This is a genomic window from Solibacillus sp. FSL W7-1324 (genome assembly GCF_038008025.1).
Classification (GTDB): Bacteria; Bacillota; Bacilli; order Bacillales_A; family Planococcaceae; genus Solibacillus.
This window is the reverse complement of sequence record NZ_JBBOYH010000001.1, coordinates 3570809-3582902: the sequence shown is the minus strand read 5'-3', so window position 1 is coordinate 3582902 and position 12094 is coordinate 3570809. Positions and strand designations below refer to the sequence as shown.

Annotated in this window: 9 protein-coding genes and 1 other annotated feature; all 9 genes read left to right on the top strand. The window is 39.7% G+C overall.

Translation table 11 applies throughout. The features are described 5' to 3' along the window. The 9 genes from secE (at position 1) to rpoC (ending at position 12066) form a co-directional block, all read left to right on the top strand. A complete protein-coding gene (gene secE / locus MKY71_RS17940) occupies positions 1-186 on the top strand; it encodes a preprotein translocase subunit SecE (protein WP_339174426.1) in 186 nt (61 codons plus the stop codon). A gap of 179 nt (positions 187-365) precedes the next feature. Beyond that, a complete protein-coding gene (gene nusG / locus MKY71_RS17935) occupies positions 366-905 on the top strand; it encodes a transcription termination/antitermination protein NusG (RefSeq protein ID WP_339174423.1) in 540 nt (179 codons plus the stop codon). 180 nt (positions 906-1085) lie between these two features. Next, positions 1086-1511, top strand: a complete 426-nt coding sequence (rplK, locus tag MKY71_RS17930) for a 50S ribosomal protein L11 (protein ID WP_008406998.1) — start codon at positions 1086-1088, stop codon at positions 1509-1511. 132 nt (positions 1512-1643) lie between these two features. Then, complete coding sequence (gene rplA / locus MKY71_RS17925) at positions 1644-2342, top strand: 50S ribosomal protein L1 (protein ID WP_087617866.1); 699 nt, start codon at positions 1644-1646, stop codon at positions 2340-2342. 73 nt (positions 2343-2415) lie between these two features. After that, positions 2416-2563 (top strand) — a sequence feature (ribosomal protein L10 leader region). Positions 2564-2595: 32 nt separating this feature from the next. Further along, a complete protein-coding gene (rplJ, locus tag MKY71_RS17920; RefSeq protein ID WP_339174420.1) occupies positions 2596-3096 on the top strand; it encodes a 50S ribosomal protein L10 in 501 nt (166 codons plus the stop codon). Positions 3097-3168: 72 nt separating this feature from the next. Continuing rightward, positions 3169-3531 carry a 50S ribosomal protein L7/L12 gene (rplL, locus tag MKY71_RS17915; RefSeq protein ID WP_339174418.1) on the top strand — a complete coding sequence of 121 codons (363 nt, stop codon included), beginning with the start codon at positions 3169-3171 and terminating at the stop codon, positions 3529-3531. Between the two features lie 193 nt (positions 3532-3724). Further along, entirely contained in the window at positions 3725-4327 is a 603-nt protein-coding gene (locus MKY71_RS17910; protein WP_340733518.1) for a class I SAM-dependent methyltransferase, read from the top strand. Between the two features lie 243 nt (positions 4328-4570). Beyond that, on the top strand, positions 4571-8125 hold the full coding sequence (gene rpoB, locus MKY71_RS17905; RefSeq protein ID WP_340716750.1) for a DNA-directed RNA polymerase subunit beta: 3555 nt from the start codon (positions 4571-4573) through the stop codon (positions 8123-8125). Between the two features lie 260 nt (positions 8126-8385). Continuing rightward, positions 8386-12066, top strand: a complete 3681-nt coding sequence (rpoC, locus tag MKY71_RS17900) for a DNA-directed RNA polymerase subunit beta' (protein ID WP_340733517.1) — start codon at positions 8386-8388, stop codon at positions 12064-12066. Positions 12067-12094 lie beyond the last annotated feature (28 nt).

Genomic DNA, 12094 nt, shown 5'->3' with positions numbered 1-12094 from the left:
ATGAGTAAAGTAACAAACTTTCTGCAAGAAGTCGGCTCGGAAATGCGCAAAACAAGTTGGCCGAAACGTAAAGAGTTAACGAAGTATACGGTAGTAGTTATTTCAACGGTTATCGTGATGGCGTTATTCTTTACTGTAATAGATTTAGGAATCTCAGAATTATTCCGTTGGTTCTTGTCTCTGTAAGCAATATCATGTTAATATTTCGAAATAGCCCGTCCATGCCATATAACGGGTTTTTTCATTTGTTAAAAAATGCTGACAGCTTAATTTAAGAAATAGATTATTGAAGTTTTGTGAAAAGGGAAATATATACCCTAACACACTTAATGTAAAGGAGGGACGGACGATTTAGTCCTACCTATATGGAGAAAAATTGGTATGTAGTTCATACGTATTCAGGTTATGAAAACCGAGTAAAAGCAAATCTTGAAAAACGCGTTGAAACAATGGGAATGCAAGATAAAATTTTCCGTGTAATCGTAGCTGAGCATGAAGAGATTGATGTAAAAGAAGACGGTAAGAAAAAAGCGGTAATGCGTAAAATCTTCCCTGGTTACGTTTTAGTAGAATTGATTATGACAGATGATGCTTGGTATGTCGTTCGTAATACACCTGGTGTTACAGGATTTATCGGTTCTTCAGGCGGCGGTGTAAAACCGACTCCATTATTACCGGAAGAAGCGGAACGCCTGCTTGCACAAATGGGTATGAATGAAACATTATTAGGTGAAGTTGAAATTACTGTTGGTGAAGTTGTAGAAGTTCTTGAAGGACCATTTGCACATTTCCAAGGCCGCGTAGAAGAAGTAGACGTAGAAAAAGCGAAATTAAAAGTTCTTGTTGATATGTTCGGTCGCGAAACGGTAATGGAACTGGACTTTAACCAAGTTCAAAAAATATAGAATTATTTAGACTTGATTAAGTAATTTAAAAGTGTTATCATTTCAAAGGTCAGACTGTCCAAGTTTTGGACGTATGATTATAATTAGTTTTAATGTTATCGGCAAGTTAGCTGACGAACAGATATTTGAGTGGGAGGGGCAACCCAGTTACCACATCACGGACTTAAGGAGGTGTGTCTCGTGGCTAAAAAAGTTATTAAAGTTGTAAAACTTCAAATCCCTGCTGGTAAAGCAAACCCAGCGCCACCGGTTGGTCCTGCATTAGGTCAAGCAGGTGTAAACATTATGGGATTCTGTAAAGAATTTAACGCTCGTACTGCTGATCAAGCTGGTCTTATCATTCCAGTTGAAATTTCAGTATTTGAAGACCGTTCATTCACTTTTATTACAAAAACTCCGCCAGCTGCAGTACTACTTAAAGTAGCTGCTGGTATCCAATCTGGATCTGGTGAACCAAATCGTAAAAAAGTCGCAACGGTTAAACGTGATAAAGTTCGCGAAATCGCTGAACAAAAAATGCCAGACCTTAACGCTGCTTCAGTTGAAGCTGCTATGTTAATGGTTGAAGGTACTGCGCGAAGCATGGGTATTACGATCGAAGACTAATCCCATCTTCAACACTTGATGATGTTTTTGTTTTTGGAAGGTTGCTGCACTCGGATACTTGTTTGATGAGTGCGCAACCTTTATTCGTGGGAGGTCAAATCCGTTACAACCACAATCAAGGAGGAAATTATAATGGCTAAAAAAGGTAAAAAACTGCAAGAAGCAGCTAAATTAATCGACCGCGCAACTTTATACTCTGTTGAAGAAGCAGTAGCATTAGCGCAAAAAACAAGCACTGTAAACTTTGATGCAACTGTAGAAGTAGCATTCAAATTAGGTATCGATACTCGTAAAAACGACCAACAAATCCGTGGTGCGGTAGTATTACCACACGGTACTGGTAAAACTCAACGCGTATTAGTTTTCGCTAAAGGCGAAAAACTTAAAGAAGCAGAAGCTGCTGGCGCAGACTATGTAGGCGATGCAGAATACATCCAAAAAATCCAACAAGGTTGGTTTGATTTCGATGTAATCGTTGCAACTCCTGACATGATGGGTGAAGTTGGTAAATTAGGTCGTGTATTAGGTCCTAAAGGTTTAATGCCAAACCCTAAAACAGGTACAGTTACATTTGACGTAACAAAAGCTATCGAAGAAATCAAAGCTGGTAAAGTAGAATACCGTGCTGAAAAGTCTGGTATCATCCACGCTCCAATCGGTAAAGTTTCTTTCGATACAGAAAAATTAGTAGAAAACTTCTTAGCTGTATTTGAAGTAGTTCAAAAAGCTAAGCCAGCTGCAGCAAAAGGTACTTACATGAAGTCTGTAAACGTTACAACTACAATGGGTCCTGCTGTAAAAGTTGACGCTGCTAACGTAACAGTTAAATAATTTCCGGTTTTTTAAAACCGTTTTATAAAATTTGTTGACAACGCGCTTCTTACTTGGTAAGATGAATGCTGTTGTGAATCATCCATTTGTACCGTAGACAGTAGGGGTGCCATGTAGCACTTAATGATCCTACCGAGGACATAGGAGTTCGGATTCTTTTTAAGATGATGTACTTTCAGCCTCTATGTCTATTATTGATATAGAGGCTTTTCTTTGTCGGTATAAATGACTCATTCTAATAGGAGGTGTCATCATGAGCAAAGCAATCGAAACTAAAAAAGTTCAAGTTCAAGAAATCGCTGATAAATTCTCTGCTGCTGGTTCTGTAGTAGTAGTAGATTACCGTGGTTTAACTGTAGCGCAAGTAACTGAATTACGTAAGCAATTACGTGAAGCAGGTGTTGAGTTCAAAGTTTACAAAAACACTTTAACTCGCCGTGCTGCTGAAGCTGCTGGTTTAGAAGGAATCAATGAATTTTTAACTGGTCCTAACGCTATCGCATTCTCTAACGAGGACGTAGTAGCTCCTGCTAAAATTATTAACGAGTTCGCTAAGAAAAACGAAGCGTTAGAAATTAAAGCTGGTATCATCGAAGGTACATTGGCATCAGTTGAAGACGTTAAAGCTCTTGCAGAACTTCCATCTCGCGAAGGTCTATTATCAATGCTTTTATCTGTACTTCAAGCTCCAGTGCGCAACTTCGCACTTGCAACAAAAGCTGTTGCAGAACAAAAAGAAGAGCAAGGCGCTTAATAGTAGCCTCATAACTTCAAAAATCAGGCAAACTGCCTAAAACTAATAAACATTCCATAGGAGGAAATTAAAATGAACAATGAGCAAATCTTAGAAGCTATCAAAGCTATGACAGTTCTAGAATTAAACGATTTAGTAAAAGCAATCGAAGAAGAATTCGGTGTAACAGCTGCTGCTCCAGTAGCAGTAGCTGCTGGTGGTGCTGCAGGCGCTGCTGAAGAAAAAACTGAGTTTGACGTAGTACTAGCTTCTGCTGGTGGAGAAAAAATCAAAGTAATCAAAGTGGTTCGTGAAATCACTGGTTTAGGCTTAAAAGAAGCTAAAGAAGTTGTAGATAACGCTCCTAAAGCTCTTAAAGAAGGCGTTTCTAAAGACGAAGCTGAAGCTATCAAAGCTAAACTTGAAGAAGTTGGCGCTTCAGTAGAAGTTAAATAATTTCAGTTTAACTTTAATTGCTAGGCTCTGAGCTTAGTTTAATAAGGAAAGCTCGTCACATTTTTGCGGCGGGCTTTTCTTTATTTAACTTTTGTGGATATGAAAATATTGATTTTTTATAGTAATCCACATGAAAAGACATCATTTTGCACAAATTACCGCAAAATGTATTTTTTCTAAGGAGGCGTGTTGCATGTCTGAACATTATTATTCAAATAAGCCTCAAACTGAGAGTAAACCACGCCAATGGAAATTCACTTTATTAGGCAATACATTTACGTTTGAAACGGATACGGGTGTATTCAGTAAAAGCGAAGTAGATTTTGGTTCCCGTGTACTAATCGATGTGTTTGAAATGCCTAAAATTGATGGTGTTTTGCTTGATGTAGGTTGTGGCTATGGACCGATCGGATTATCGATTGCAAAAAACAACCCTGATCGTGAAGTGTACATGATGGATATTAATTCACGAGCAGTTAGTTTGTCTCAAAAAAATGCCCAGCTTAACGGGGTTCAAAATGTACGTATTTTTGAAAGCGATGGATTAGCCGCTGTTGAACCTGGAACAAAAGTAGCCGCAGTATTAACAAACCCTCCAATTCGTGCTGGTAAAGAAACGATTTTCAAGTTTTATGACGGTGCATACGAGTTATTGGCGGAAAATGGTGAGCTGTGGATTGTTATTCAGAAGAAGCAAGGTGCTCCATCAACTATGAGTCATTTAGAAGAAATGTTTTCAGAAGTAGATGTCGTTGAGAAGAAAAAAGGATATTGGATTATTCGAGCAAAAAAATAAGTAAGATTAGTTTCCATTATTGACTTGACAAATCGAGTATGATAACATAATAAAATGCAAAATTATTATTTTGAGGTAGTATGCCCTTTTGCATTAAATATTCAAAGTTACGGGTATACTGCTAAGAATAAGTTAAGTTTAACCGAAAATGAGGTTTAAAAAAAGTCTCGTTTTCTTTTTGTCTTTCGAAATCATACACTATTTGTATGTTTTTGCAAAGACCTATTATCGCTTTATTGAGGGGTGAATGAGTTGACAGGTCAACTAGTTCAGTACGGACAACACCGCCAGCGTAGAAGCTTTGCGCGTATTAGTGAGGTGCTGGAACTTCCGAATCTAATCGAAATCCAAACAGCATCTTATGAGTGGTTCCTTGAAGAAGGGTTGCGCGAGATGTTCCACGACATTTCTCCAATCGAAGATTTTACAGGTAATCTTTCATTAGAATTCGTCGACTATACTTTAGGAGATCCTAAGTATGATGTGGATGAATGTAAAGAGCGTGATGTTACTTATGCTGCACCATTACGTGTTAAAGTGCGTTTGCACAACAAAGAAACAAACGAAGTGAAAGAGCAAGATGTCTTCATGGGTGATTTCCCATTAATGACAGAAACAGGTACGTTTATTATTAACGGTGCTGAGCGTGTTATCGTTTCACAGTTAGTTCGTTCTCCAAGTGTATACTTCCACGAAAAAACGGATAAAAACGGTAAAAAAGGCTTTGGTGCAACGGTTATTCCAAACCGCGGTGCATGGCTTGAATATGAAACAGACGCTAAAGATGTTGTATATGTACGTATCGACCGTACACGTAAATTACCGGTAACAGTACTTTTACGTGCATTAGGTTTTGGCTCGGATCAAGAAATTTTAGATATCATTGGTGACAATGAATATTTACGTAATACGTTAGAAAAAGATAATACAGAAGGTACTGAAAAGGCTCTTCTTGAAATCTACGAACGTTTACGTCCTGGTGAACCACCAACAGTCGAATCTGCGAAGAACTTATTATATTCTCGCTTCTTTGACGCAAAACGCTATGATTTAGCAAATGTTGGTCGTTACAAAATGAACAAAAAGCTTCACATCAAAAATCGTTTATTCAACCAAACGATTGCAGAAACGTTAGTGGACCCTGACACAGGAGAAATTATCGTAGAAGCAGGTACATTATTAGACCGCCGTAATTTAGATAAGTTAATTCCTTATTTAGAAAGTGGTGTTGGATTCCGTACATTAAACCAAGTTGGTGGTGTATTGGAAGATGATATTACAATTCAATCGGTTAAAATCTTTGCACCAAATGATGAAGCACAAAAAGAAATTAACGTTATTTCAAACGCTTATGTAGATGAAGAAGTGAAAAACATTACTCCGGCCGATGTATTGGCTTCTGTATCGTACTTCTTCAATTTATTATATGACGTTGGTAACACAGATGATATTGACCATTTAGGTAACCGTCGTTTACGTTCTGTTGGTGAATTACTACAAAACCAATTCCGTATCGGTTTATCTCGTATGGAGCGTGTAGTACGTGAGCGTATGTCAATTAACGACACAGCTGCAATCGTACCGCAACAATTAATCAATATCCGTCCTGTTATCGCTTCAATTAAAGAGTTCTTCGGTAGCTCTCAATTGTCTCAGTTCATGGACCAAACTAACCCATTAGCAGAGTTAACGCACAAGCGTCGTCTATCTGCATTAGGGCCTGGTGGTTTAACACGTGAGCGTGCTGGTATGGAAGTACGTGACGTTCACTACTCTCACTATGGTCGTATGTGTCCAATCGAGACTCCAGAGGGACCGAACATCGGTCTTATCAACTCATTATCATCATTCGCAAAAGTTAACAAGTTTGGCTTCATCGAAACTCCTTACCGCCGTGTTGATCCAGAAACAGGTGCTGTAACGAGCGAGATCCATTACTTAACTGCTGACGAAGAGGATAACTATGTAGTTGCACAAGCGAACTCAATCTTAAATGAAGACGGTACTTTCGCGAATGAAGAAGTTGTTGGACGTTTCCGTGGTGACAACACTGTATTCTCTAAAGACCGTATCGACTACATGGATGTATCACCTAAACAAGTAGTATCTGCTGCGACAGCGTGTATTCCGTTCTTAGAAAACGACGACTCAAACCGTGCGTTAATGGGAGCGAACATGCAACGTCAAGCTGTTCCATTACTATACCCAAATGCACCATTCGTTGGTACAGGTATGGAGCACGTAGATGCACGTGATTCAGGTGCTGCTGTAGTAGCGAAATTCGATGGTATTGTTGAACATGTAGAAGCACGTTCAATTCACGTACGTCGTATTGAGCTAGTAGATGGTAAAGAAGTAAAAGGCGATTTAACAAAATATAAATTACAAAAATTCATTCGTTCTAACCAAGGTACTTCTTATAACCAACGTCCAATCGTAAAAGTTGGCGACCGTGTAAAACCTCGTGATATTTTAGCTGATGGTCCATCAATGGAAAAAGGCGAATTAGCACTTGGTCAAAACGTACTTGTTGCGTTCATGACATGGGACGGCTTCAACTACGAGGATGCTGTAATTATGAGTGAACGCCTTGTTAAAGACGATGTATATACTTCTGTTCATATTGAAGAATATGAATCAGAGTCTCGTGATACTAAGCTTGGACCTGAAGAAATCACACGTGATATTCCAAACGTGGGTGAAGATGCACTTCGTAACTTGGACGACCGCGGAATTATCCGTATCGGTGCAGAAGTTCGCGATGGTGACATTCTAGTAGGTAAAGTTACGCCAAAAGGAGTTACAGAGTTAACTGCGGAAGAGCGTTTATTACATGCTATCTTCGGTGAAAAAGCGCGTGAAGTACGTGATACTTCTCTGCGTGTACCACACGGAGCCGGCGGTATCATTTTAGATGTTAAAGTATTCAACCGTGAAGACGGCGATGAATTACCACCAGGTGTAAACCAATTAGTTCGTGCTTATATTGTTCAAAAACGTAAAATCCGCGTTGGTGACAAAATGGCCGGACGTCACGGTAACAAAGGTGTAATTTCACGTATCTTACCGGAAGAGGATATGCCGTTCATGCCGGACGGAACACCAGTTGATATCATGCTTAACCCACTAGGGGTACCTTCTCGTATGAACATCGGACAAGTGCTTGAGCTACACTTAGGTATGGCTTCACGTTACTTAGGTATTCACATGGCGTCACCAGTATTCGATGGTGCCAACGAAGCCGATGTTTGGGAAACGATGGAAGAAGCTGGTATGAACCGTGACGGTAAAACAATTCTTTATGATGGACGTTCAGGTGAGCCATTCGATAGCCGCGTTTCTGTTGGTGTCATGTACATGATTAAACTTGCGCACATGGTTGACGATAAACTTCATGCACGTTCAACTGGACCTTACTCATTAGTAACGCAACAGCCGCTTGGTGGTAAAGCACAATTCGGTGGTCAGCGCTTCGGTGAGATGGAGGTTTGGGCACTTGAAGCATACGGTGCTGCTTACACGTTACAAGAGATTTTAACTGTAAAATCGGATGACGTTGTAGGTCGTGTGAAAACATACGAAGCAATCGTAAAAGGTGAAAGTGTTCCAGAACCAGGTGTTCCAGAATCATTCAAAGTATTAATTAAAGAACTTCAATCATTAGGTATGGATGTGAAGATGCTTACAATCAACGACGAGGAAGTGGAATTACGCGACCTTGACGATGAAGATGAAGTAGCTGCACCTGTCGAAAGATCTAATGACAAAGAAGAAGACCCAGTAGAATCATTTGAATAACTTCAATTGAATCGGGCAGGTATATGCCCTGCCCGGTTTTTCTATTTTCATTCTTAGAATGAAAATAGGCTCTGGCAGATGTCGCAGATTTTATAAAGGAAACTTTATGAGTAAACTCATAAAAATCTGGACGCAATTATGCCAAGGCATAATTGAATAATTTTAGATACAAGTTTCATTATGGCCTAATATGAAATTTTGTAAGTGTAGAGCTACATTAAAAGTCATTTACGACTTATAACTAAAGGGAGGTAGGCTCCTTGATCGATGTTAATGAATTTGAATATATGAAAATTGGTTTAGCTTCACCTGACAAGATCCGTTCTTGGTCATACGGAGAAGTAAAAAAACCAGAAACAATTAACTACCGTACATTAAAACCAGAAAAAGATGGTCTATTCTGTGAACGTATTTTCGGACCAACAAAAGACTGGGAATGTCACTGTGGTAAATATAAGCGTGTACGTTATAAAGGTGTCGTTTGTGACCGTTGTGGCGTAGAAGTAACGCGTTCGAAAGTTCGCCGTGAACGTCAAGGACATATCGAACTAGCAGCACCTGTATCACATATTTGGTACTTCAAAGGTATTCCAAGCCGTATGGGTCTTATTTTAGATATGTCTCCACGTGCACTGGAAGAAGTAATTTACTTTGCTTCATATGTAGTAGTCGACCCAGGTCAAACGTCTTTAGGCTATAAAGACTTACTTTCTGAAAAAGAATACCGTGCATACCGTGAAAAGTATGGCAACGAATTCGAAGCAGCAATGGGTGCTGAAGCGATTAAACGTCTTTTAGAGAAAATTGACTTAGAAGATGAAACACAAGTTTTAAAAGAAGAGTTAAAATCTGCACAAGGCCAACGCCGTACACGTGCGATTAAACGTTTAGAAGTAGTAGAATCATTCCGTAACTCAGGCAACAAACCAGAGTGGATGATCTTAGATGTACTACCGGTAATTCCGCCAGAGCTTCGTCCGATGGTGCAATTAGATGGTGGACGTTTTGCTACATCTGACTTAAATGACCTTTACCGTCGTGTTATTAACCGTAACAACCGTTTAAAACGTTTACTTGACCTTGGTGCACCAAGCATCATCGTTCAAAACGAAAAACGTATGTTACAAGAAGCGGTTGACGCATTAATCGATAATGGTCGTCGCGGCCGTCCTGTAACAGGTCCTGGTAACCGTCCTTTAAAATCACTTTCACATATGCTGAAAGGGAAACAAGGTCGTTTCCGTCAAAACTTACTTGGTAAACGTGTAGACTACTCTGGTCGTTCGGTTATCGTAGTAGGTCCTAACTTAAAAATGTACCAATGTGGTCTTCCAAAAGAAATGGCAATCGAACTATTCAAACCTTTCGTAATGAAAGAGTTAGTAGAACGTGGCCTTGCCCATAACATTAAGAGTGCAAAACGTAAAATTGAGCGTTTACACAATGAAGTTTGGGATGTATTAGAAGATGTAATTCGTGAGCATCCGGTATTACTTAACCGTGCACCGACATTGCACCGTCTTGGTATCCAAGCATTCGAGCCTACACTAGTAGAAGGCCGTGCAATCCGTCTTCACCCATTAGTATGTACAGCTTATAACGCTGACTTCGATGGTGACCAAATGGCGGTTCACGTTCCATTATCAGCTGAAGCACAAGCGGAAGCTCGCTTACTTATGTTAGCAGCGCAAAACATCCTTAACCCGAAAGACGGGAAACCGGTAGTAACTCCATCTCAGGATATGGTATTAGGTAACTATTACTTAACACTTGAGCGTGAAGGTGCTCGTGGTGAAGGAGCAATATTTAATGATTCAAACGAAGTGTTAATCGCCTACCAAAACGGTCATGTACATTTACACTCTCGTATTGCGATTAAAGCAAGCTCATTAAATAACCCGACATTTACAGAAGAACAAAATAAAATGTTCTTATTATCGACTGTAGGTAAAGTAATCTTCAATGAAATTTTACCAAGCTCATTCCCTTATATTAATGAGCCTACTGCAGTCAACTTAGAGCAAAAAACACCTGAAAAATACTTCGTGAACTTAACAATTGACGAAGAGTTACTGAAAGAAATTGAAGCTACAGAAGGCTATGCTGATTTATCTGAATCAGAAAAAGTTGAAGCACAACGCCGCGCTATTTTAGCGAAACACTTCACAAATATGCCTGTAGTAGATCCTTTCCGTAAGAAATTCTTAGGAAATGTTATTGCTGAAGTATTCAAAGAGTTCCACATTACAGAAACTTCTAAGATGCTTGACCGCATGAAAAACTTAGGTTTCAAATATTCTACTCGTGCTGGTATTACAGTAGGTGTATCTGATATCGTCGTATTACCTGATAAAGGTGTCATCTTAGAGGAAGCCCAAAGCAAAGTAGATAAAGTAATGATCCAGTTCCGCCGCGGTTTAATCACTGAGGAAGAGCGTTATAACCGAGTTATTAACGTATGGACAGCTGCCAAAGATGAAATTCAAGGCAAGCTGATGAAATCTTTACAAAAAACAAACCCAATCTTCATGATGTCTGACTCTGGTGCCCGTGGTAACGCATCGAACTTTACACAGTTAGCTGGTATGCGTGGTCTGATGGCCAACCCGGCTGGTCGTATTATCGAGTTACCAATCAAGTCTTCATTCCGTGAAGGTTTAACAGTATTAGAGTACTTCATCTCTACACATGGTGCGCGTAAAGGTCTTGCCGATACAGCACTAAAAACTGCCGACTCAGGTTACTTAACTCGTCGTTTAGTAGACGTAGCACAAGATGTTATCGTTCGTGAAGACGACTGTGGTACTGACCGCGGTTTATTAATCGGTTCATTAATGGAAGGAAACGAATTAATCGAAGCGTTAGACGAACGTATTGTTGGTCGTTACGTGAAGAAAACAGTTCGCCATCCAGAAACAGGAGCGGTTATCGTAGAGCGTGATGGTTTAGTTACACAAGATATTGCTCGTGTAATTATCGATGCTAATATCGATGAAATTACAATCCGTTCTGCATTTACATGTAATACAAAACACGGCGTATGTAAAAAATGTTACGGTATGAACTTAGCTACTGGTGAAGAGGTAGAAGTTGGTGAAGCAGTTGGTATTATTGCTGCACAATCTATCGGTGAGCCAGGTACACAGTTAACGATGCGTACATTCCATACAGGTGGTGTAGCCGGTAACGATATTACACAAGGTCTTCCACGTATCCAGGAAATTTTCGAAGCGCGTAACCCTAAAGGTCAAGCGGTCATTTCTGAAATTACTGGTACAGTAATCGAAATCGAAGAGATTCGTGAAGGTCTTAAAGAAGTAACGATCCAAGGTGATGTGGAAACACGTAAATACCAAGCACCTTACAATGCGCGTCTGAAAGTAGCAGAAGGCGACACAATTGTAGCGGGTCAAACATTGTCTGAAGGTTCTATCGATCCGAAGCAATTATTAAAAGTAAAAGATGTATCGACAGTTCAAGAATATTTATTAAAAGAAGTACAGAAAGTATACCGTATGCAAGGGGTAGAAATCGGAGACAAACACATCGAAGTAATGGTTCGCCAAATGCTTCGTAAAGTGCGCGTGATTGAAGCGGGTGACACAGAGTTATTACCAGGGTCACTTCTTGATATCCACCAATTCTCTGAAGCAAATGCTGAAGCCGTATTAAGCGGAAAAACTCCAGCAACTTGCCGTCCTGTCATCTTAGGTATTACAAAAGCTTCTCTTGAAACAGAATCATTCTTATCAGCTGCATCATTCCAGGAAACAACACGTGTGTTAACGGATGCTGCAATTAAAGGTAAACGTGATGAGCTTCTAGGTCTGAAGGAAAACGTAATTATCGGTAAACTAGTTCCGGCTGGTACAGGTATGCAACGTTACCGTCAAATCCGTATGGAGCAAGAAGAATCAGCAGAAGTAATTACAGCTGAATAGCAGTATATATTAATGAAGAGATCCCGAC

Bases quoted from the DNA above. Each gene is read 5' to 3' on its own strand.
- rplL (WP_339174418.1), top strand. From the start codon at position 3,169: ATGAACAATGAGCAAATCTTAGAAGCTATCAAAGCTATGACAGTTCTA.
- nusG (WP_339174423.1), top strand. From the start codon at position 366: ATGGAGAAAAATTGGTATGTAGTTCATACGTATTCAGGTTATGAAAAC.
- rplJ (WP_339174420.1), top strand. From the start codon at position 2,596: ATGAGCAAAGCAATCGAAACTAAAAAAGTTCAAGTTCAAGAAATCGCT.
- secE (WP_339174426.1), top strand. From the start codon at position 1: ATGAGTAAAGTAACAAACTTTCTGCAAGAAGTCGGCTCGGAAATGCGC.
- rplA (WP_087617866.1), top strand. From the start codon at position 1,644: ATGGCTAAAAAAGGTAAAAAACTGCAAGAAGCAGCTAAATTAATCGAC.
- MKY71_RS17910 (WP_340733518.1), top strand. From the start codon at position 3,725: ATGTCTGAACATTATTATTCAAATAAGCCTCAAACTGAGAGTAAACCA.